The following is a 23017-nucleotide window of genomic DNA, read 5'->3' on the forward strand; positions in this document are numbered from 1 at the left end:
TAAGGAGAATTCAATCATGGCATACAGCGAAAAAGTCATCGATCATTACGAAAACCCGCGCAACGTTGGCTCTTTTGACAACAGCGACGAATCTGTTGGTAGCGGCATGGTCGGTGCACCAGCATGTGGCGACGTGATGAAGTTGCAGATCAAAGTCAACAATGAAGGTATCATTGAAGACGCGCGCTTCAAGACCTACGGCTGCGGTTCTGCTATCGCGTCCAGCTCCCTGGTCACCGAATGGGTGAAGGGCAAGTCTCTGGACGAAGCACAGGCAATCAAGAACACGGATATTGCTGAAGAACTCGAACTGCCGCCGGTGAAAATTCACTGCTCAATTCTGGCAGAAGACGCGATCAAAGCCGCCATTGCGGATTACAAAAGCAAACGTGAAGCAAAATAATTGAGGTTTGAGTATGTCGATTACCCTTAGCGACAGCGCTGCCGCGCGAGTAAGCTCTTTTCTGGCGAACCGTGGTAAAGGCTTTGGCCTGCGACTGGGCGTACGTACCTCCGGCTGTTCTGGTATGGCTTACGTACTGGAGTTTGTTGACGAACCGGCGTCTGATGACACCGTGTTTGAAGACAAGGGCGTGAAGGTGGTGGTCGATGGCAAAAGCCTGCAATTCCTCAACGGCACTCAGCTGGACTTCGTAAAAGAAGGCCTGAACGAAGGGTTCAAATTCACGAACCCGAACGTCAAAGACGAGTGTGGTTGCGGCGAAAGCTTCCACGTTTAACCGCGCGTCATCCGAAACCCCACCGTGGCTTTGCTACGCGTGGGGTTTGTTCTAACAGGCTACCCCTGAGATTGTTATGGATTACTTCACTCTCTTCGGACTACCCGCTCAATACCCGATCGATCTCCAGGCGCTGACGGTCCGTTTTCAGGATCTCCAGCGTCAGTACCATCCGGATAAATTCGCCAGCGGGACGCAGGCAGAGCAACTGGCTGCGGTATCACACTCCGCCACCATCAACCAGGCCTGGCAAACGCTGCGTCATCCGCTGGCGCGTGCAGAATATCTGCTCTCGCTTCACGGTTTCGATCTGGCGAGCGAACAGCATACCGTGCGCGACACCGCCTTTCTGATGGAACAACTGGAGCTGCGCGAAGAGCTGGATGAAATTGAACAGGCTAAAGACGAAGCGCGCCTGGAAAGCTTTATCACGCGCGTAAAGGGTATGTTCGATACCCGCCATCAGCAGATGGTGGAGCAACTGAACAACGAGACCTGGGACGTGGCGGCAGACACTGTGCGCAAACTCCGTTTTCTCGATAAACTGCGAAGCAGTGCTGAACAACTCGAAGAAAAGCTGCTCGATTTTTAATTTCGGAAGCAATTATGGCCTTATTACAAATTAGTGAGCCTGGCTTAAGTGCCGCACCGCACCAGCGTCGTCTGGCGGTCGGTATTGACCTGGGCACCACCAATTCCCTCGTGGCGACCGTGCGCAGCGGCCAGGCGGAAACGCTGGCTGACGAGCAGGGGCGCCATCTGCTGCCTTCTGTAGTCCACTACCAACAGCAGGGTCACGCGGTCGGGGTTGATGCCCGCGCTAACGCCGCGCGCGATCCGGCCAATACCATCAGCTCGGTTAAGCGCATGATGGGCCGCTCGCTGGCTGATATCCAGACCCGTTACCCGCATCTGCCGTATCAGCTACAGGCCAGCGAAAACGGCCTGCCGATGATCGCGACGTCAGCCGGTTTGCTGAACCCGATTCGCGTTTCTGCTGACATCCTTAAAGCGCTGGCGGCACGCGCCACGGCGACGCTCGGCGGCGATCTGGACGGCGTGGTGATCACCGTTCCGGCCTATTTCGACGATGCACAGCGTCAGGGCACCAAAGACGCCGCGCGTCTGGCGGGCCTGCACGTGCTGCGTCTGCTGAACGAACCGACGGCGGCGGCGATTGCCTACGGCCTCGACTCCGGTCAGGAAGGGGTGATCGCGGTCTACGATCTGGGCGGCGGCACCTTTGATATTTCTATCCTGCGCCTGAGTCGCGGCGTGTTCGAAGTGCTGGCGACCGGCGGAGATTCCGCGCTCGGCGGCGATGACTTCGACCATCTGCTGGCAGATTACATCCGCGAGCAGGCGGGCATCAGCGATCGCAGCGATGCGCACGTGCAGCGTGAACTGCTGGATGCGGCCATCGACGCCAAAATCGCCCTGAGCGATGCACAGTCCGTCAGCGTGAACGTCGCAGGCTGGCAGGGTGAGATTACCCGCGATCGGTTCAGCGAACTGATTGCGCCTCTGGTTAAGCGTACCCTGCTGGCCTGCCGTCGCGCATTGAAGGATGCAGGCGTTGAGGCTAACGAGGTGCTGGAAGTGGTCATGGTTGGCGGCTCAACCCGCGTGCCGCTGGTACGCGAGCGCGTGGGGGAATTCTTTGGCCGCACGCCGTTGACCTCTATCGATCCGGACAAAGTGGTTGCCGTCGGCGCCGCTATCCAGGCCGATATCCTGGTCGGCAACAAGCCGGACAGCGAAATGCTGCTGCTGGACGTCATCCCGCTGTCTCTGGGTTTAGAAACCATGGGCGGCCTGGTGGAGAAAGTCATTCCGCGTAACACCACCATTCCGGTGGCGCGCGCGCAGGAGTTCACCACCTTCAAAGACGGCCAGACCGCGATGTCAATCCACGTGATGCAGGGCGAGCGTGAGCTGGTGCAGGACTGCCGCTCTCTCGCGCGCTTTGCGCTGCGCGGAATTCCAGCGCTGCCTGCGGGCGGGGCGCATATTCGCGTCACCTTCCAGGTGGATGCGGACGGCCTGCTGAGCGTCACGGCGATGGAAAAATCGACCGGTATCGAGTCGTCTATTCAGGTTAAGCCGTCCTACGGCCTGACCGATGGCGAAATCGCCTCCATGATTCAGGACTCAATGAGCTACGCCGAGCAGGATGTGAAGGCGCGTATGCTGGCGGAACAAAAAGTTGAAGCCGCACGCGTGCTGGAAAGCCTGAACGGGGCGCTCGCTGCCGATGCCGCGCTGTTAAGCGCCGCTGAGCGCCAGGTGATTGACGACGCTGCCGCGCGCTTAAGCGCCGTGGCCGAAGGCAATGACGCTGACGCGATAGAAGAAGCCATTAAAAACGTTGATAAACAAACCCAGGACTTCGCTGCTCGCCGCATGGACAAATCTGTCCGCGTCGCGCTGAAAGGCCAGTCCGTGGACGAGGTTTAATATGCCAAAGATTGTAATTTTGCCTCATGCGGACCTCTGTCCGGATGGCGCTGTTCTGGAAGCGAAGACCGGTGAAACCATTCTCGATGTAGCCCTGCGTGCAGGTATCGAAGTGGAACACGCCTGTGAAAAATCCTGTGCCTGCACCACCTGCCACTGCATCGTGCGTGAAGGTTTCGACTCTCTCGCCGAGAGCACCGAAGACGAAGACGACATGCTGGATAAAGCATGGGGTCTGGAGCCAGACAGCCGCTTAAGCTGCCAGGCCGCGGTGACCGATGAAGATCTGGTCGTGGAGTTCCCACGCTACACCATCAACCACGCACGCGAGCACTAATATGGGACTGAAGTGGACAGACAGCCGTGAAATCGGCGAAGCGCTCTACGACGCGAACCCGGATCTCGATCCGAAGACCGTACGATTCACCGACATGCACCAGTGGATCTGCGATTTAGAGGATTTCGACGACGATCCTAACGCATCCAATGAAAAAATTCTGGAGGCGATTCTGTTAGTCTGGTTAGATGAAGCAGAATAAATAACAAAACGGGCTGCCTTCAGGCGGCCCGTTTGCTAGTTGCTAATAAGGATAAATAAAATGACCGAAGCGATGAAGATTACGCTCTCGAATCAGCCTGCCGACGCGCGCTGGGGCGAGAAAGCCACCTACAGCATTAATAACGACGGCATTACCCTGCACCTGACGGGCAACGATGATTTGGGCCTGATCCAGCGCGCCGCGCGTAAGATTGACGGCCTTGGCATTAAGCATGTGTCGCTGGAAGGGGAAGGTTGGGACACCGACCGCAGCTGGGCGTTCTGGGCAGGCTACAAAGGGCCGAAAGGCACCCGTAAAATTGAGTGGGCGAACCTCGACGAAGCCGGTCAGAAAGAGCTGGAAAGCCGCCTGAACATTATCGACTGGGTGCGCGACACCATTAACGCACCGGCGGAAGAGCTGGGGCCGGAACAGCTGGCGCAGCGCGCCGTTGACCTGCTGTGCGGTGTGGCGGGCGAAAAGATGTCCTACCGCATCACTAAAGGGGAAGACCTGCGCGAGCAGAACTACATGGGTATCCACACCGTGGGCCGTGGCTCAGAGCGTCCTCCGGTCCTGCTGGCGCTGGATTACAACCCAACCGGCGACAAAGAAGCCCCGGTCTTTGCCTGTCTGGTCGGGAAAGGCATCACCTTCGACACCGGCGGCTACAGCCTGAAGCAGAGCGCATTCATGGACTCCATGAAGTCCGACATGGGCGGCGCGGCGACCATTACCGGCGCGCTGGCCTTCGCCATCACCCGTGGCCTGAACAAGCGCGTGAAGCTCTACCTGTGCTGCGCGGACAACATGGTGAGCGGCAACGCCTTCAAGCTGGGCGACATCATTCGCTACCGCAACGGTAAAAACGTTGAGGTGATGAACACCGACGCCGAAGGCCGTCTGGTGCTGGCCGATGGCCTGATCGACGCCTCTGCGCAGAAGCCGGAGCTGATTATCGACATGGCGACCCTGACCGGCGCGGCGAAAACTGCCCTGGGTAATGACTATCACGCCCTGTTCAGCTTCGACGACAAGCTGGCCGCTCGCCTGCTGGCCAGCGCGGCGGCGGAAAACGAACCGTTCTGGCGTCTGCCGCTGGCCGAGTTCCACCGCAGCCAGCTGCCGTCTAACTTCGCCGAGCTGAACAACACCGCGAGCGCAGCGTACCCGGCGGGGGCAAGCACCGCAGCAGGCTTCCTGTCTCACTTCGTTGAGAACTACCATGAAGGCTGGCTGCACATTGACTGCTCCGCAACCTACCGTAAAGCGGCGGTTGAGCAGTGGTCTGCGGGTGCGACCGGTCTGGGCGTGCGTACCGTAGCGAACCTGCTGACGGCTGAGTAATGCTCTTTGCCCTCACCCTAACCCTCTCCCCATGGGAGAGGGCAGGGGTGAGGGGGAAATTCGACATCTGGAATTGTTATGTCAGAAACCAAAAACGAATTAGAAACCCTGTTGGAGCAGGCGGCGACCGAGCCCGCCCACCGTCCGGCCTTTTTCCGCACGCTGCTGGAATCCACCGTCTGGGTGCCGGGCACCGCAGCGGAAGGGGAGCAGGTTGTCGAAGACAGCGCGCTGGATCTGCTGCACTGGGAGAAAGACGACGGCACGTCGGTGATCCCGTTCTTTACTTCGCTCGAGGCCTTGCAGGAAGCGGTAGAAGACGAACAGGCGTTCGTGGTGATGCCGGTGCGCACGTTGTTCGAAATGACCCTGGGGCAGACGCTGTTCCTCAACGCCAAACTGCCGACCGGGAAAGAGTTTACTCCGCGCGAAATCAGCCACCTGATTGGTGACGAGGGCAACCCGCTCAGCACTCAGGAGGTGCTGGAAGGGGGCGAAACGCTGCTGCTGTCTGAAGTGGCCGAGCCGCCCGCGCAGATGATTGACTCCCTTACCACGCTGTTTAAAACCATCAAGCCGGTAAAACGCGCGTTTCTCTGCTCCATCAAAGAGAGCGCTGACGAAAAGCCTGTTCTGCTAATAGGGATTGAGGCCGACGGCGATGTTGACGAGATCATCCAGGCGGCGGGAAGCGTGGCAACCGACACCCTGCCGGGCGATGAGCCGATTGATATCTGTCAGGTGAAGAAAGGTGAGAAGGGGATCAGCCACTTTATTACCGAGCACATCACCCCGTTCTACGAGCGTCGCTGGGGTGGCTTCCTGCGCGATCTCAAGACCAACCGCATTATCTGATTACAGCGGGGTGATCTTCACCCCGTTGCTTCCAGCAGCAGTAAATCCATCAGCAGCACCAGATTCGACTCAAACGACGTCATACCTGCGGCTTCGGCGGCGAAATGTACCGCTTCGTCATAGAGAGCAAAATGCACGTCCGCCATACCCGCCAGCGTATTGGCCGACGCGCGGGTAAACGCGACGATCGTCATGCCGACGTTTTTGGCGATCCGCGCTTTATCCAGTACCTGCTCCGTTTCGCCGCTGCGTGAAACGGCAATAAACACCTGATAGCGCGCGGCGTTGCTGAGAAAAATATTCCGGCTGTCTCCCGGCCCGGAGATGAAGGCCGTTTTTCCCAGCACCTGCAACTTCTTGGTCAGGTACTCGGCAAAAAGGTACGAAAACCCGGCGCCGTAGAGAAAGAAGCTCTCTTTCTGGCGCAGCAGGCTGGCAAACTGCTGGCGTTTGTCCTGAGTGACCCACTGGAAGGTCTGCTGATAGTTGGCAACGAACCGGGTAAAAAGCGCGGGCATTTCCGCATGTTGCTCAGGCTGTACGGTGATATGCGGCGTGTCAGAAAGCAGCTGCTTGCAGTGCCAGATAAACTCGCTAAAGCCGCTAAACCCCAGCTTCTGGCACAGCCGCATAATCGTCGCGGTAGAGACAAATGTCGCCTGCGCCAGCTCGCGCACCGTGATGTTGCCCACCAGCAATGGATGCTCAGTGAGGTGGGCGAGGACGCGATACTCCGCGCGGGTCAGCGACGACCCGCGCGTTAACAGCGTTGCCAGGCGGTTATCCATTATTTCGCCGGTTCAACCGGCAGATCGTCCCGTGCACCCCATTCACTCCAGGCGCCGTCGTACAGGGTCACGTCATTTGCGCCAAGGGTTGCCAGCGCCAGGATCACCACGCAGGCCGTTACGCCGGAGCCGCAGCTGGCAATAACCGGACGATGCAAATCCACGCCCTGACGTTCAAAAATGGCACGCAATTCATCGGTGGTTTTCAGCTCGCCTTCAAACACCAGATCGCCCCACGGCACGTTCAGCGCCCCCGGGATATGTCCGCGTTTCAGTCCCGGTCGCGGCTCGTCCGCTTCTGCGTTGAAACGTGGAGCGGGACGCGCATCGACGATTTGCGCCGTGTTTTCGTGGCTCACGACCAGCACGTCGGTCAGGCGCTTGACCACGTTAGCGTCAAACGTGGCATCAAATTCCCCTTCCGGCAGCGTGACGTCACCCTGCTGAAGCGGTAGTTCGTCGCGCTTCCAGCCTGCAAGTCCGCCCGCCAGAATCGATACCTTTTCCACGCCGAAGTTTTTCAGCATCCACCACGCTCGCGGCGCGGAAAACAGATTACCTTCATCGTAAACAACAAGATGTTTATCTTTGCTGATGCCCAGCTCGCGCATCGCCACGGAAAACGCTTCCGGGCGAGGCAGCATGTGCGGCAGGGGAGAGGTGTGATCGGAGAGGGCTTCGATATCAAAAAATACCGCGCCAGGCAGGTGCCCTGCCCGGTATTCAGCGGGAACGTCACGATGCTCCTGGCCCGGAGGGGCCATGCGCGCGTCGATAATCTGAACTTCCGGGTCGTCGCCGTGCTCAATCAGCCAGTCGGCAGCGACAAAATATGAGGTGGACATGGTTGCCTCCATTCTTTTCCGTAAAAAAGGATTGTCGGTGTTTTTTCTGACACCGACAAGCTAACCACGTTCAACTCGCGAGCAAGCCCCTATTTTTTCACCGCTTCACCGTCCTGCCAGGCCTTTTGCAGCGCAGGCCAGTAGTCGCGGTTGGCTTCGATCATCTCATCCAGAATCGCTTTCGCGTGCTCCATGGTTGGCACGGTGCGGTTCAGAGTGAACGCCTGCAACGCTTTCTCGTAGCTGCCTTCGATGGTTGCCTCAACCAGCAGCTGTTCAGAGGCCAGCTGCTGTTGCAGGAGCGTCTGGTGGAACAGCGGCACCTGACCCACGCGGACAGGCTCCGGCCCTTCGGAAGTGATATAGGCAGGCACTTCCACCACCGCATCGTACGGCAGGTTGGTAATCGCCCCGCGGTTTTCCACCATCACCAGATGGCGTTGGCGCAGGTTGAATGCCAGCGAGCAGGCGACATCGACGATAAATTCGCCGTGAACACCTACGTGGAAGGCGTCCGGTAAGATCCCGCTGCGCTGGTACTCTTCGGCGGCGGCGAACAGCTTTTTCTCGCGCCCGTTCATCACTTCGTTGGCGCGGGTATAGTCCGGGTTTTGATGCTCCACAATCTGGTTTGGCATCAGGTAGTACTGTAGATACGGGTTCGGCAGGTACTCCGGGAAGTTATCCATAATCGGCTTGATGTTGCGCCAGGTTTTCACCCATGACGGATCGGAATGCTGCGGGTCGGTTTTTGCGGCATCTTCCGTCAGCAGGCCAAACTTCGCGATATGCTTACGCAGCGCCGGGAGCTTGTCTTCGCCGTCCACCAGCACGCGGGTAAACCAGCCGAAGTGGTTTAGGCCAAAATAGTCCACCTCCAGTTTATGACGATCCACGCCCAGAATGGCACCCATATTGCGCATCGCGGCAACCGGCATATCGCAGATGTTCAGCACGCGTGCGTTGGGGCGCAGGCGACGCACACCCTCAGCGACAATCGCCGCCGGGTTGGAGTAGTTCACGATCCAGGCTTTCTCGTGCGCGTAGCGATCGACCAGATCGATAAGCTCCACCATCGGCAGGATCGTGCGCAGGCCGTAGGCCAGCCCGCCGGGGCCGCAGGTTTCCTGGCCGACCACCCCGTGGCGCAGCGGAATTTTTTCATCCTGCTCACGCATTTTGTACTGGCCGACGCGCATCTGGGCGAAGACAAAATGCGCGCCGCTAAAGGCCACTTCCGGGTCACTGGTGACGGTAAATGTGATGCACTGACTGTGGTCGCGAATGACCTTCTCGACGACCGGCGCAATGGTGTTCTGGCGCGCCTCGTCGATATCGTACAGGCGAATTTCGGCCAGCGGGAAATCCTGCAGGCGCACCATCAGGCTTTTCACAATGCCCGGCGTGTAGGTGCTGCCGCCGCCGGCAATCGACAGAATGAATGGGGGTGTAAACATCTTTAGCTCCTTTCAGAGAAACGTCTCAATGGCTTCTCGCATTTTTTTGACATGCAGCCCGTAGACCACCTGAACGTTGTTACCTTGTTTGATTATCCCTTTCGCGCCGGTCGCTTTCAGGCGCGGTTCGTCGATGATGGCGACGTCCTTCACCGTGACGCGTAAGCGGGTGTAGCAGTTATCCACTACCTCTATATTTTCCCGACCGCCCAGACCCACAACGATCGATTCGCCCAGCCCGTCGTTATTGCCCTTCGCCTGGTACTCCTGCTTGCTGTAAAGGCGTGTCTCCTGGTCCTCATCTTCACGCCCCGGCGTTTTCATGTTGAAGCGCAGGATCAGGAAGCGGAATACCACGAAATAAAGAGCGAACATGATCAGCCCGACCACGATGTACATGGGCCAGTTGGACTTCTCCGTGCCGAGCGGCAGGTTGTAGAGGATGAAATCGATAATCCCGTTGGCGCCGATGGCGTGAACGCCAAACAGCGAGAACAGCATCATGCCGATACCGGTCAGCACCGCATGCACCACGAACAGCAGCGGGGCGACAAACAGGAAGGAGAACTCAATCGGCTCGGTTACGCCGACCAGCAGCGAGGTCAGCGCCGCCGGGATCAGAATCGCTTTCGCCGCCGCTTTACGCTCTGGCCTGGCGGTCATATACATCGCCAGCGCCGCGGCAGGCAGGCCAAACATTTTGCTGATGCCGCGCGCATCCCACACCACGGTACTGCTGAGCTGCTTCACGTCCGGGCAGGCCATCTCGGCGAAGTAGATATTGCGCGCGCCCTGGTAAGCCGTACCGCACACCTCCTGCGTACCGCCCAGTTCGGTATACAGGAACGGCGTATAGACCAGATGATGCAGGCCCGTCGGCACCAGAATGCGTTCAAGGAAACCGTAGATCGCCACGCCAAACGGACCGGACCCTTTGATCGCCAGCGCCAGGGCGCTTATTCCATGCTGTGCGTACGGCCAGAGTTCGCTCATGATCACGCCGAGCAGCATAGAGACAGGCAGCATTACAATCGCGACAAAGCAGTGGCCGGAGTAAATCGCCATCGCGCCGTTAAACTGGACACCGGAATATTTGTTGTACAGATAACCGGAGAGCGCCCCGGTCAGGATCCCGGCGAAAACGCCCATTTCCAGCACCTGGACGCCCAGCACCATGCTTTGTCCGGCGGCTTTCATCTGTTCCGCAGGAGCCAGTTCCCCCTGAAGCTGTAACGTCACGTTCATGGCATTGATAAACACGATAAAAGTTACCAGCCCAATCAGCGCCGCGTAGCCTTTGTCTCGGGTTGCCAGTCCAATGGGGATCCCAACGGCAAACACCAGCGCCAGGTTGACCAGCACCGACACGGCAGACTTGGCGATCAGCTGGCCGACACTCTGGATCAGCGGGTGGCCGAGAAACGGCAGGTACTCGGCCAGATTGCCGTTACCCAGCACATTCCCAAAGGCGATAAACAGGCCAACGATGGGTAAGATAAGTACAGGTCCGTAAAGTGATTTTCCGAAATTTTGTAGGGCGTTCACGGCTCGTTTCATGGCTTTCTCTCTTATTGAACCGCGCACTCGGGGTGCGTCATGGACATAAAACTAGCAGGCCTGATGCGAACTTATCCAGCTATCTTCTTGTTTTAAAAACAAATGACGTGAAAGGTAACATGTGACGTTATGCGCTGTGATCGCCGTTCCATCACGGTGTGGCTGCGTGATGCCATTCTGCGAGGTGCTTTCCAGATTATAAAATTGGACTTTTTGTATTAACGAAACTTGCGGATAATACTTATCCGGACGATGACCAACAGGCCCCTCAGGCCAGGGACACAGGATGAAACCGTTTCGCTTAGCTGCGATCTCTCTCGCGCTGCTCACCACCTTTACGCTTGTCGGCTGTGATAACAGCGACGACAAACCTCAGGCCGCTGCCCCCGCAGCGTCTACTGCATCAGAAAAGAAAACCCCGGCAACACCGGATCCTGAAAAGCTGGCTAAGCTGGCCGCGCAGAGTCAGGGTAAGGCGTTGACGCTGCTGGATGCCTCGGAAGTGCAACTCGACGGCGCCGCGACGCTGGTTCTGACCTTCTCTGTACCGCTGGATCCCAGCCAGGATTTTGCGAAAACGGTACATGTGGTGGATAAAAAAAGCGGCAAAGTGGACGGCGCCTGGGAACTGGCCCCCAATCTGAAAGAGCTGCGCCTGCGCCATCTGGAGCCGAATCGTAATCTGGTTGTCACCGTCGAACGTGATTTGCTGGCGCTGAACAAAGCGACATTCGGCATTGACTATGAAAAAGCGATCACCACCCGGGATGTTGAACCGACGGTCGGATTCGCCAGCCGCGGATCGCTGCTGCCGGGTAAAGTGGTGGAAGGGTTGCCGGTGATGGCGCTCAACGTCAACAATGTGGACGTGAACTTCTACCGCGTTAAGCCGGAGTCGCTGGCCTCGTTTGTCAGCCAGTGGGAGTACCGTAACTCGCTGACCAACTGGGAATCTGACAATCTGCTGAAGATGGCGGAACTGGTCTACACCGGCCGTTTCGACCTCAACCCGGCGCGCAACACGCGTGAAAAACTGCTCCTGCCGCTCAAAGATATTAAGCCGCTCCAGCAGTCTGGCGTCTATATCGCCGTGATGAATCAGGCTGGTCACTATAACTACAGTAACGCCGCGACGCTCTTTACCTTAAGTGATATTGGGCTGTCCGCTCACCGTTATCATAACCGCCTGGACATCTTCACCCAGAGTCTTGAAAACGGTGCGGCGCAGTCAGGCGTGACCATTACCCTTCTGAACGATAAAGGGCAGACTCTGGCCGAGGCGAACAGCGACGCCGATGGTCATGCGAAACTGGAAACCGATAAAGAAGCCGCGCTGATCCTTGCCAGTAAAGATGGCCAGACCACGCTTCTTGACCTCAAACTTCCGGCGCTGGATCTGGCGGAGTTTGATATCGCCGGTAACCCGGGTTACAGCAAACAGTTCTTTATGTTTGGCCCGCGCGATCTCTATCGTCCGGGTGAAACGGTGATCCTTAACGGCCTGCTTCGCGACAGCGATGGCAAACCGCTTCCCGATCAACCGGTAAAACTTGACGTGCTGCGTCCGGACGGACAGGTGGCGCGTACGGTCGTTGTGCAACCTGAGAATGGCCTTTATCGCTTCAACTATTCGCTTGATAGCGGCGCCCAGACCGGCATGTGGCATATTCGCGCGAATACGGGGGATAACCAGCAGCGCATGTGGGATTTCCACGTCGAAGATTTTATGCCTGAGCGTATGGCGCTGAATCTGACCGGGCAAAAAACGCCGGTTTCCCCGCAGGAGGATGTGGACTTTAACGTTGTGGGCTATTACCTGTACGGCGCGCCAGCTAACGGCAATTCTCTGCAAGGCCAGCTTTTCCTGCGTCCGCTACGTGACGCGGTGCCTGCGCTGCCTGGCTTCCAGTTCGGTGATATTGCCGAGGAGAACCTGAGCCGCAGCCTGGATGAAGTGCAGCTTACGCTGGACGAACAGGGGCGCGGACAGGTTACCACCGAAAGCCAGTGGAAAGAGGCGCACTCGCCGCTGCAACTGATTTTGCAGGCCAGCCTGCTGGAATCAGGTGGGCGTCCGGTAACGCGACGCGCTGAGCAGGCTATCTGGCCGGCGGCTGAGCTGCCGGGTATTCGCCCTCAGTTCGCCAGCAAGGCGGTTTACGACTACCGCACCGATACTACCGTCAACCAGCCGATCGTCGACGAGAACGGCAACGCCAGCTTCGACATCGTCTATGCCGATGCCAGCGGAGCCAAAAAGGCCGTTTCCGGATTACAGGTACGACTGATTCGCGAGCGTCGTGACTACTTCTGGAACTGGTCCGAGAGTGAGGGCTGGCAGTCTCAGTTTGATCAAAAAGATCTGGTTGAGGGCGAGCAGGAGCTAAACCTCAAGGCCGATGAAACCGGTAAAGTCACCTTCCCGGTGGAGTGGGGCTCATACCGTCTGGAAGTGAAAGCCCCTGATGACATGGTCAGCAGCGTGCGCTTCTGGGCAGGCTACAGCTGGCAGGATAACAGCGACGGCACCGGGGCCGCGCGCCCTGACCGCGTGACGCTGAAACTGGATAAGCCATCCTATCAGCCAGGCGATACCATCCAACTGCACATCGCCGCGCCGGCCGCAGGCAAGGGCTATGCGATGATCGAGTCCAGTGAAGGGCCGCTGTGGTGGAAAGAGATCGACGTACCGGCTAACGGTCTGGATCTCGCTATCCCGGTCGACAAGGCCTGGAAACGTCACGATCTCTATCTCAGCACGCTGGTGGTTCGTCCTGGCGATAAATCAAAATCCGCCACGCCAAAACGGGCGGTTGGCCTGCTGCATCTGCCAATGGGGGACGAAAATCGTCGCCTGAACATCGCACTGGATAACCCGCAAAAAATGCGTCCGAACCAGACGCTTTCTGTGAAAGTGAAAGCCAGCGTAAAAGAGGGGGCTGTGCCACAGAAGGTGAACGTGCTGGTCTCGGCTGTCGATAGCGGCGTGCTGAACATTACCGACTACGTCACGCCGGATCCGTGGCAAGCTTTCTTCGGTCAGAAGCGCTATGGCGCGGACATCTATGATGTTTACGGCCAGGTGATTGAAGGTCAGGGACGTCTGGCCGCACTGCGCTTTGGCGGAGACGGCGATGAACTGAAACGCGGCGGTAAGCCACCGGTGAACCATGTCACCATTATTGCCCAGCAGGCGCAGCCGGTTACGCTTGATGCCAACGGCGAAGGCACCATCACGCTGCCGATTGGCGATTTCAACGGTGAACTGCGTCTGATGGCGCAGGCCTGGACGGAAGACGATTTTGGCAGCAGCGAAAGCGAAATCATTGTGGCGGCTCCGATTATCACCGAGCTTAACACGCCGCGGTTCCTCGCAAGTGGCGATACCTCCCGCCTGACGCTGGACCTGACTAACCTGACTGACCAGCCGCAAACGCTGAGCATTACGTTAACCGCAGCCGGTAAGTTGTCGCTCGAAGGTGCTCAGCCAGAGCCGGTTAAGCTGCCGCCTGGCGCACGTAGCACCCTGTTTATACCGGTGCGTGCCCTGGAGGGCTATGGCGATGGGGAAGTGACTGCTCAGGTGACGGGCCTTCAGCTCCCAGGTGAGACGTTTGCGCCGCAGCAGAAGAGCTGGAAAATTGGCGTGCGTCCCGCATTCCCGGCGCAAACCGTGAATACGGGCACGATGCTGAATCCTGGCGAATCCTGGAGTGCGCCAGCACAGCATATCGACGGTTTCTCGCCTGCCACGCTACAGGGGCAGCTGTTGCTCAGCGGTAAACCACCTTTGAACCTGGCGCGCTACATACGTGAACTTCAGGCCTATCCGTATGGATGTCTTGAGCAGACCACCAGCGGCCTGTTCCCGTCCCTCTACACCAACGCGGCACAGCTGAAGGCACTGGGCATTAAAGGCGATACCGACGATAAACGCCGTGCGGCCATTGATATCGGGATCTCCCGTCTGCTGCAAATGCAGCGTGACGATGGCGGTTTTGCCTTGTGGGATAAAAACGGCCCGGAAGAGTACTGGCTGACCGCCTATGTCACGGACTTCCTGGTGCGGGCAGGGGAGCAGGGTTACAGCGTGCCTGCCGAGGCGGTGAATAACGCCAACAGCCGACTGCTGCGCTATTTACAGGATCCGGGCATGATGTCCATCCGCTACAGCGACGACACCCAGGCCAGCAAATTTGCTGTCCAGGCGTATGCTTCGCTGGTGCTGGCGCGTCAGCAAAAAGCGCCGCTCGGTGCGCTGCGTGAAATCTGGGAGCGCCACGCTCAGGCTGCTTCCGGGCTTCCGTTGATGCAGCTGGGCATGGCACTCAAACTGATGGGGGATGCACCGCGCAGCCAGCAGGCGCTGGATCTGGCTCTCAAAACACCCCGTAACGACAGCCGAAACTGGATGGCGGATTACGGCAGCCAGCTGCGTGATAATGCCCTGATGCTCTCCCTGCTGGAAGAGTACAAGCTGCTGCCGGATGCGCAAAACAGGCTGCTGAACGCGTTATCTGAAGACGCGTTCAGCCAGCGCTGGCTGTCTACCCAGGAGAGCAATGCGCTGTTCCTGGCCGGACGATCACTGCAAACCTTGTCAGGTGCGTGGCAGGCAACGACCTCTCTCTCTGAACAGACCCAGAGCAGTGATAAAGCGCAGGTAGAAAACCTGAACGGCGATCAGATTGGTGCGTTGAAGATGACGAATACCGGCACTACGCCGCTGTGGGTACGACTGGACACTACTGGCTATCCGGAGTATGCGCCTCAGCCATCCTCTAATGTCTTGCAGATTGAACGTCATATCCTGGCGACAGACGGCAGCAGCAAGTCGCTCTCTTCTCTGAAGAGCGGTGAACTGGTTCTGGTATGGCTGGAAGTGAAGGCCAGCCAGAACGTGCCGGATGCGCTGGTGGTGGATCTGCTCCCGGCAGGTCTGGAGCTGGAAAACCAGAATCTGGCGAGCAGCAGTGCCAGCTTGCAGGACAGCGGCAGTGAAGTGCAAAACCTGCTGAATCAGATGCAACAGTCTGATATTCAGCACATGGAATTCCGCGACGATCGCTTTGTGGCCGCGGTGCCGGTCAATGAAGGTCAGCCGGTCACGCTGGTTTACCTGGCCCGTGCCGTTACGCCGGGAACCTACCAGGTGCCTGTTCCGATGGTCGAGTCCATGTACGTTCCGCAGTGGCGGGCAACGGGGGCGGCCAGTGGCCCGCTGATCGTTGTTCCGTAAGATGCGGATAGCACGCCTGATTCGCTCCCACTGGCTGTGGCTGGCGGGAGCGCTTCTCGTTTCAGGGGGGCTGATTGTCGTCGCTGACCGCGTGTGGCCGTTGCCCCTGAAAGAGGTCAACCCTGCGCGAGTGGTGGTGGATGAGCAGGGTGTTCCGTTGTGGCGTTTTGCCGACAGCGAAGGCATCTGGCGCTATCCGGTTACCATTAAAGAGGTTTCCCCACGCTATCTTGAGGCGCTGATCCAGTATGAAGATCGCTGGTTCTGGGATCACCCGGGCGTCAATCCGCTATCTGTACTGCGTGCCGCCTGGCAGGATCTCACCTCCGGGAGAGTGGTTTCTGGCGGGAGCACGCTTACCATGCAGGTGGCACGCCTTCTGGATCCGCATCCGCGAACCTTTGGCGGTAAAATTCGTCAGCTGTGGCGGGCGATGCAGCTGGAATGGCATCTCTCCAAGCGTGAAATCCTGACGCTGTATCTGAACCGTGCCCCGTTTGGCGGCACGTTGCAGGGCGTGGGCGCGGCAAGCTGGACTTACCTTGGCAAACCGCCGTCTCAGCTGAGCTATTCCGACGCGGCGCTGCTGGCTGTACTACCACAAGCACCCAGCCGTCTGCGCCCGGACCGCTGGCCGGAACGTGCCGAAGCGGCGCGGAACAAAGTACTCGACCGCATGCTGACTCAGGGCGTCTGGTCTGAGAAGCAGGTGAAAGAGTCCCGTGAAGAGCCGGTCTGGCTGGCCCCCCGGCAGATGCCGCAACTGGCGCCGCTCTTTTCCCGCATGATGCTGAGTAAAAGTCGTGACACAAAAATAGTCACCACGCTGGATGCAGCATTGCAACGACAGCTTGAAGAGCTGGCAATGAACTGGAAATCACGCCTGCCCGCCCGCAGTTCGCTGGCGATGATCGTCGTGGATCATACATCCATGAAAGTGCGTGGCTGGGTAGGCTCGGTAGATATCAATGATGACAGCCGTTTCAGCCACGTAGATATGGTCAATGCGATCCGATCGCCGGGATCGGTTCTCAAACCATTCATCTATGGCATGGCGCTGGACGATAGTCTGATCCATCCCGCTTCGTTATTACAGGATGTTCCAAGAAAAACGGGGGATTATCGTCCCGGCAACTTTGACAGCGGCTTCCATGGGCCGGTCAGTATGAGCGAAGCCCTGGTGCGTTCCCTCAACCTGCCTGCGGTGCAGGTTCTGGAAGCGTACGGCCCAAAACGTTTTGCCGGAATGCTGAGCAACGCGGGATTACCGCTCATTCTGCCTGCGGGGGCACAGCCCAACCTCTCTCTGATCCTGGGGGGCGCAGGCGCACGCCTGGCTGATATCGCTGCCGCCTATAGCGCCTTTGCGCGTCAGGGTAAGGCGGGCCGGCTGCGTATACAGCCGGGCGATCCGCTGATCGAACGTCCGCTGTTATCGCAGGGGGCGGCGTGGATTATTCGTCGCATTCTCGCTAATGAAGCACAGCCCCTGCCGGACAGTGCGCTGCCCCAGGTAGCGCCGCTGGCGTGGAAAACGGGCACCAGCTATGGCTACCGGGATGCCTGGGCCATCGGCCTGAATGCCCGCTATGTCATCGGAATCTGGACCGGACGCCCGGACGGCACGCCCGTTGCCGGGCAGTTTGGTTTCGCCAGCGCGGTACCGCTCCTGAATCAGGTCAATAACATGCTTCAGTCCCGCTCGATGGTGGATGAAGCGCGCCTGCCGCGCGATCCGCGTCCCGCAAGCGTAGGACGGGGCGTGATTTGCTGGCCGGGGGGCCAGTCCCTGCCTGAAGGGAGCGAAAACTGTCGGCGTCGGCTGTCAACCTGGCTGCTGGAAGGCAGTGAACCGCCTACGCTGCTGCTGCCGGAACAGGAAGGTATTCGCGGGATCCGTTTCCCGGTCTGGCTGGATAAAGAAGGCAAACGCGTTGCGGCGGATTGTCCTGATGCGACAGAAAAAGTGCTGGATGTCTGGCCGCTGCCGCTGGAGCCCTGGCTGCCTGCTGCCGAAAAACGGGCTGCTCGTCTCCCCGCCCGTTCAGCAATTTGCCCTCCGCTGGATAACCATAATGCGGCGCCGCTGATGTTGTCAGGCGTCAGAGAAGGGGCGGTAATTAAACGTCTTCCAGGTGAGAAAAATATTACCCTCAACGTTTTAACCAGCGGCGGGGAGGGGCAACGATGGTGGTTTTTGAATGGCGAACCGCTGGACGGGCATCAGAAGAATTATTCACTGCAATTATATTTGCCTGGTAAATATCAATTAATTGTATTAGATGAAACAGGACAAACGGTGACGGTGAATTTTGAATTAGATCGCTAAGTGTTACTCCTCAAGAGTTAGCTTGATAATTATCAATATTCGTTCCTGAAAAAAAACGAGAATGCGTTTTTATTTGAAGGAACGAGCAATGAAAAAAAATAAACATCAGGGAGAAGGGCTTATTCCCGCCATATCCCGGCGTCATTTTATTCAGGCAGGGTCGGCGCTCGCCGCCCTGCCGTTTGTCGTCAAAACCGGCAAAGTACAGGCACAGGACGCGGCGGTTTCAGACGCTACGCCTGAAGAAAAAGTGGTGCAAACCTGTAGTACGTTTGACTGCGGCGGCAAGTGTGATATTCGTGCTCACGTCAGTGATGGCGTTGTGACCCGAATTTCAACGCGACCGGATAACGCGCTGGATCCGCAGATGCCAGTGATGCGCGCCTGCGTTCGTGGTCGGGCTTATCGGAAATTTGTTTATCATCCCGATCGGCTTAAATATCCAATGAAACGCGTGGGTAAACGTGGCGAAGGAAAATTCGAACGTATTACCTGGGATGAAGCCACCACCCTTATTGCGAATCAATTAAAAACTATTACGCAAAAATACGGTGCTGCGTCACGCTATGTTCATGTGGGCACCGCGGTGTCCGGCGGGACCTTTTCCGGCGATAAAATGGTTCGTCGTCTGCTCAACTTAACCGGCGGCTATCTCGAAAGCTATCACTCGGTCAGTATGGGTAACACGGCGGCGGCAACGCCGTATACCTATGGCACCGCCGCCAGCGGCAGCTCTCTGGACACGCTGCTGGACACCAAACTGGTCATTCTCTGGGGGCATAACCCGACGGAAACCATCTTCGGGCACAGCAACCACTTCTACCAGAAGATGAAGCAAAACGGCACGCGCTTCATTGTTGTCGACCCACGCTATTCCGATACGGTTTCCTCCCTTGCCGATCAGTGGATCCCATTGCTTCCTGCCACGGACAACGCCCTGATGGACGCGATGATGTATGTGATCGTCACGGAGAATCTGCACGATCGCGACTTTATTCAACGCTACACCCTGGGCTTTGACGAAGACGCCATGCCAGAAGGCGTTCCGGCCAATGAATCCCTGATGGCTTACCTGAGCGGTGCAAAGGATGGCGTGGCGAAAACGCCCGAGTGGGCAGAGAAAATCACTCACGTGCCTGCACAAACTATTCGTCAGCTGGCGCGCGACTACGCAACCACCAAACCCGCCGCGCTGATCCAGGGCTGGGGACCGCAGCGTCACAACTGCGGCGAGCGCACCGCGCGCGGCTCGACGATACTGGCCACGCTGACGGGTAACGTTGGGGTGAAAGGCGGCTGGGCAGCAGGCTATGGAGGCTGCGCAAACCGCAAATTTGCGGCCGGGCCAGAGATGCCGGACAACCCGGTCAAAGCCAAAATTTCGGTCATGAACTGGGTGCAGGCTGCTGATGATGCTTCTAAGGTAACCGCGGAAGATGGCCTGAAGGATGCTGAGAAGCTGGACAGCAATATCCGCATCCTGTTCTCGCTGGCGGGCAATTATCTGGCTAACCAGAACCCGGATCTTCATCAGGCAACCCGTGTCCTGGAAGACGAGTCGAAAATCGAGTTTATCGTCGCAAGCGATCTGTTTATGACGCCTAGCGCCAGATACGCCGACCTCCTTTTGCCGGAAACCAGCTTTATGGAACGCTGGAATATCGGCGAAACCTGGGGCACGGCAAGCTATCTGATCCTGTCAGAAAAGCTCATTGAACCTGAATTTGAACGCCGTTCAGACTACGACTGGCTGCGGGAGGTCGCTGCTAAGCTTGGCGTCGAGCCAGCGTTCAGCGAGGGCCGTGACGAAAAAGCGTGGATTGAGCACATCTGGGAGCAGACGCGGCTGTCCATGCCGGATGAAAACCTGCCGGACTTCGCGACGCTACAGAAGACGCGTCAGCATCTTTTCAAAAGCGCGCCGTACGTTGCCTTTGAAGACAACATTCGCGATCCGCAGAATCATCCGTTCCCGACGCCGTCCGGAAAAATTGAGATCTTCTCGAAGCGTCTGTACGACATGCATCACCCGGAAATTCCGGCGCTGTCGCACTACGTGCCTGCCCATGAAGGGCCGGAAGACGAGCTGGCGAAAACCTTCCCGCTCCAGCTGATCACCTGGAAAGGGAAAAACCGCGCTAACTCCACCCAGTACGCCAACCCGTGGTTAATTGAGGCGCAGCAGCAAAAGCTGTGGATCAACCCGCAGGATGCGCAAAAGCGCGGCATTGCGCAGGGGGATACCGTGCGTATTCATAACGCGCGCGGCATTTGCGAGATCCCGGCGGAGGTCACGCCGCGCATCATTCCAGGCGTGGTGGCCATGCAGGCAGGCGCCTGGTGGCAGCCGGACGAGCAGGGTATCGATAAAGGCGGCTGCGCGAACGTGCTCAGTTCCGCCCGTATTACCGCGCTTGCGAAAGGGAATTCCCATCAAACCATGCTGGTGGAGGTAGCTAAAGCATGAGTCAGTTTAAACATTACGCACCGGTGAGCGACAAACAGCTGGGTTTTTATATCGACTCTTCTCGCTGCTCGGGCTGCAAGGCATGCCAGGTGGCGTGCAAAGATAAAAACAACCTTGAGGTCGGACGTCGTTTCCGTCGCGTTTATGAAGTCAATGGCGGGAATTTCATCCCAACCGGGCAGGGCGGCGTCAGCAACAATGTGTTTGCCTACACGCTCTCTATTTCCTGTAACCACTGTGCAGACCCAATCTGCACTAAAAACTGTCCGACCACGGCGATGCACAAGCGTCCGGGAGACGGCATTGTGCGCGTTGATACTGATAAGTGCGTCGGCTGCGGCTACTGCGCGTGGTCTTGCCCTTACGGCGCGCCACAGCTCAACGAGCAGACCGGGCAGATGTCCAAATGTGATTTCTGCGTGGATCTCCAGGCGAAGGGAGAGCAGCCCGTCTGTGTGGCAACCTGTCCACTCGAAGCGATTAAATTCGGGCCGATTGATGAACTGCGGGCGAAGTATGGTGCGGTCTGTGATGTGAAAGGCTTGCCTGATTCCTCCATCACCAAACCAAACCTGGTGATCAAAGCGCATCAGGGCGCAGAGAAAGAGGGGAAATGTCATGCATGAGTTACCGCTGCTGATTTTTACGCTGTTCCTGCAAGGATCGGTTGGCGTTACGCTGTGGCTGGCGTTCGGAAGCACGCAACGTAGCGCGCTGCTGCCGGCTGCCGGAGCGTTTGTGCTGGCGAGCCTGGGGCTGCTCGCCTCCGCGCTGCACATGGGCTATCCGCTTAATGCTCTTAACGCGCTGCGCCACGTATCCAGCTCCTGGCTGAGCCGTGAGATTATCTTTGCCAGTCTTTATCTTGCGGCGCTTGGCTTCGCAACGCTGCTGATGTTTGTCAAAAAGCCAGGCTGGAAGCCACTGTTGGTTGTGGCAGGTCTGGTTGGTTTAGTCGATGTGTTCTGCATGGCGCAGATCTACATGCACGCATCCGTGGTGACATGGCAGCATGTTAACACTCTGGTGCTGTTTATCGGTTCGGTGGGGATTATCGGCTCAGCCTGCATGGCCGTTGGGACGCGTTCCCAGTCAACCGTGCGTGCGGCGGTTGTCATTATCACGCTGCTGGTGCTTGTGCGTCTGGTGATGCAGCCCGTCTGGCTGGCAGATATTACGGCTATGGACCACACCGTGGTGACGTTCCCTCACGCACCGCTACAGATGCTGGAGCAACTGCGAACCGTTCATCTGCTGAGCTGGTGCGTATCCGTTGCGGGTATGCTGTGCTTTGCTGCGGGCGGCTTAAAAGCGGCGCGAGGCACAATGCTGTTGGGCAGCGCCTTGCTAATTGTGGGTGAGCTGATGCTGCGCTTTGTTTTCTTCAGTATTGGCTGATGGGCGGATTAACCTTTGCCCCGGCGATGGACGTGACGCATGCGTGCGTCCGTCGTCGTTTTCGCCACTCTTCCTGCTGTGCCTGCGCGGACGTCTGTCCCGTGCAGGCTTTTTCTTTTACCGACTCAGGCGTCTCGGTTGATGACAGCCGCTGTATTGAATGCGGTGACTGCCTGTTCGTCTGCCCCGCTGGGGCCATCACCGGCATCACGCCGCGAAAACGCTTTCTGAGTGGCGATACGCTTGTTGGGCCGTTTACTGACCGTGCGCCAGGGGTGAATGAGCTTCTGCTGTGGCACGCGCAGTACCACGTTCGTTTTATCAGTATCGACGCGGAGCAGAATCCTGACTGGTTGCTGGCTATTGCCCGGCTGAATCTGGCGCTTCGTCGACGCGGTGAAGCGGCGTGGGCGTTTAAACATATACCCGTCAACGAGGTTAATACCGCCCGGCGTGCGCTGATGCACGTTCCCCGTGAGGATGTCCGGGTCTGTAGCGTCGTGCCCGGTCAGCGTGATCTGCGCAGGGCGTTTTCTGCGTTTAGCGAGGCAGAGATAACTCTCGATACCGAATCCTGCGTACTCTGCGGCGCGTGCTGGCGGAGTTGTACGGAAAACGCGATTCGGTTTGAGAACACTGAACTGGTCGTGGAAACCGGACGCTGTACGGGGTGCGGCGGCTGCGAAGCGGTATGCCAGCATGCGGCGATAAACGTGACGCAAACAGAAGGAACAGCGAAAAGCGTGACCATACCGGCATATGAAGCCGTTTGCCTGACGTGCCACCGTCATTTCTGGTCATTTACGTCTGATGAAAAGCAGTGTCCGCTCTGTTTTCATCATCAACACGGTATGCGAAATACGAGCTGTTGCTAATCTTCGTCTCATTTTAAAAAAATGTTATGCATAACCATAGGCAATGGCGCTATTGCTCTTTATAATCCGCGCCACACCATACTCAGGTATGCAAAAACAACAGAACATTTTACAGAGGTTATCA

18 protein-coding genes are annotated in these 23017 nt (G+C 57.7%); 14 read left to right on the top strand and 4 right to left on the bottom strand.

Annotated elements, in window-relative coordinates; all coding sequences use genetic code 11:
• Window positions 1–16: 16 nt before the first annotated feature.
• The 8 genes from iscU (at window position 17) to sseB (ending at window position 5938) form a co-directional block, all read left to right on the top strand.
• The gene (gene iscU / locus ACOTXL_RS03560; protein WP_003860661.1) at window positions 17–403 is read left to right on the top strand and encodes a Fe-S cluster assembly scaffold IscU; all 387 of its coding nucleotides are present in this window, start codon (window positions 17–19) and stop codon (window positions 401–403) included.
• Between the two features lie 13 nt (window positions 404–416).
• Window positions 417–740 carry an iron-sulfur cluster assembly protein IscA gene (gene iscA, locus ACOTXL_RS03565; protein WP_003860659.1) on the top strand — a complete coding sequence of 108 codons (324 nt, stop codon included), beginning with the start codon at window positions 417–419 and terminating at the stop codon, window positions 738–740.
• 76 nt (window positions 741–816) lie between these two features.
• Entirely contained in the window at window positions 817–1332 is a 516-nt protein-coding gene (hscB, locus tag ACOTXL_RS03570; RefSeq protein WP_003860657.1) for a co-chaperone HscB, read from the top strand.
• A 14-nt stretch (window positions 1333–1346) separates the two neighbouring features.
• Window positions 1347–3197 carry a Fe-S protein assembly chaperone HscA gene (hscA, locus tag ACOTXL_RS03575; protein WP_003860654.1) on the top strand — a complete coding sequence of 617 codons (1851 nt, stop codon included), beginning with the start codon at window positions 1347–1349 and terminating at the stop codon, window positions 3195–3197.
• A gap of 1 nt (window position 3198) precedes the next feature.
• A complete protein-coding gene (fdx, locus tag ACOTXL_RS03580) occupies window positions 3199–3534 on the top strand; it encodes an ISC system 2Fe-2S type ferredoxin (RefSeq protein ID WP_003860652.1) in 336 nt (111 codons plus the stop codon).
• Between the two features lies 1 nt (window position 3535).
• On the top strand, window positions 3536–3736 hold the full coding sequence (gene iscX / locus ACOTXL_RS03585) for a Fe-S cluster assembly protein IscX (protein ID WP_003860650.1): 201 nt from the start codon (window positions 3536–3538) through the stop codon (window positions 3734–3736).
• A gap of 60 nt (window positions 3737–3796) precedes the next feature.
• Window positions 3797–5083, top strand: coding sequence for an aminopeptidase PepB (pepB, locus tag ACOTXL_RS03590; RefSeq protein WP_003860647.1), 1287 nt, complete (start codon window positions 3797–3799; stop codon window positions 5081–5083).
• Between the two features lie 78 nt (window positions 5084–5161).
• Window positions 5162–5938 (top strand): enhanced serine sensitivity protein SseB, encoded by a 777-nt coding sequence (sseB, locus tag ACOTXL_RS03595; RefSeq protein ID WP_045349776.1) that lies wholly within the window; start codon window positions 5162–5164, stop codon window positions 5936–5938.
• Window positions 5939–5955: 17 nt separating this feature from the next.
• On the opposite strand, the gene ACOTXL_RS03600 is transcribed toward sseB, so the two are convergent.
• The 4 genes from ACOTXL_RS03600 to ACOTXL_RS03615 all read right to left on the bottom strand — a co-directional run bounded on the left by ACOTXL_RS03600 (window position 5956) and on the right by ACOTXL_RS03615 (window position 10585).
• Window positions 5956–6726, bottom strand: coding sequence for a MurR/RpiR family transcriptional regulator (locus ACOTXL_RS03600; RefSeq protein WP_045349777.1), 771 nt, complete (start codon window positions 6724–6726; stop codon window positions 5956–5958).
• Window positions 6726–7571, bottom strand: a complete 846-nt coding sequence (gene sseA / locus ACOTXL_RS03605) for a 3-mercaptopyruvate sulfurtransferase (protein ID WP_017383536.1) — start codon at window positions 7569–7571, stop codon at window positions 6726–6728. Before sseA ends, ACOTXL_RS03600 begins: the two co-directional genes overlap by 1 nt.
• A gap of 89 nt (window positions 7572–7660) precedes the next feature.
• Window positions 7661–9028 carry a 6-phospho-alpha-glucosidase gene (locus ACOTXL_RS03610; protein WP_032609851.1) on the bottom strand — a complete coding sequence of 456 codons (1368 nt, stop codon included), beginning with the start codon at window positions 9026–9028 and terminating at the stop codon, window positions 7661–7663.
• A 12-nt stretch (window positions 9029–9040) separates the two neighbouring features.
• A complete protein-coding gene (locus ACOTXL_RS03615; protein ID WP_045349779.1) occupies window positions 9041–10585 on the bottom strand; it encodes a PTS transporter subunit EIIC in 1545 nt (514 codons plus the stop codon).
• A gap of 286 nt (window positions 10586–10871) precedes the next feature.
• Between ACOTXL_RS03615 and ACOTXL_RS03620 the strand changes: the two genes are divergently transcribed.
• The 6 genes from ACOTXL_RS03620 to ACOTXL_RS03645 all read left to right on the top strand — a co-directional run bounded on the left by ACOTXL_RS03620 (window position 10872) and on the right by ACOTXL_RS03645 (window position 22893).
• Window positions 10872–15824 (top strand): alpha-2-macroglobulin family protein, encoded by a 4953-nt coding sequence (locus ACOTXL_RS03620; protein WP_045349781.1) that lies wholly within the window; start codon window positions 10872–10874, stop codon window positions 15822–15824.
• Window position 15825: 1 nt separating this feature from the next.
• On the top strand, window positions 15826–18153 hold the full coding sequence (pbpC, locus tag ACOTXL_RS03625) for a peptidoglycan glycosyltransferase PbpC (RefSeq protein ID WP_045349784.1): 2328 nt from the start codon (window positions 15826–15828) through the stop codon (window positions 18151–18153).
• A gap of 88 nt (window positions 18154–18241) precedes the next feature.
• A complete protein-coding gene (locus tag ACOTXL_RS03630) occupies window positions 18242–20620 on the top strand; it encodes a DMSO/selenate family reductase complex A subunit (RefSeq protein ID WP_023325065.1) in 2379 nt (792 codons plus the stop codon).
• Entirely contained in the window at window positions 20617–21246 is a 630-nt protein-coding gene (locus ACOTXL_RS03635; RefSeq protein ID WP_023314649.1) for a DMSO/selenate family reductase complex B subunit, read from the top strand. The genes ACOTXL_RS03630 and ACOTXL_RS03635 overlap by 4 nt, the downstream gene beginning before the upstream one ends.
• Window positions 21239–22018: a dimethyl sulfoxide reductase anchor subunit family protein gene (locus tag ACOTXL_RS03640; protein WP_045349786.1), complete on the top strand. Its 780-nt coding sequence runs from the start codon at window positions 21239–21241 to the stop codon at window positions 22016–22018. The genes ACOTXL_RS03635 and ACOTXL_RS03640 overlap by 8 nt, the downstream gene beginning before the upstream one ends.
• The gene (locus ACOTXL_RS03645) at window positions 22018–22893 is read left to right on the top strand and encodes a 4Fe-4S binding protein (RefSeq protein WP_045343141.1); all 876 of its coding nucleotides are present in this window, start codon (window positions 22018–22020) and stop codon (window positions 22891–22893) included. The genes ACOTXL_RS03640 and ACOTXL_RS03645 overlap by 1 nt, the downstream gene beginning before the upstream one ends.
• Window positions 22894–23017: the final 124 nt, after the last annotated feature.

The sequence above is a fragment of the Enterobacter cloacae complex sp. IR5402 genome (genome assembly GCF_049238125.1).
Lineage (GTDB): Bacteria > Pseudomonadota > Gammaproteobacteria > Enterobacterales > Enterobacteriaceae > Enterobacter > Enterobacter hormaechei_C.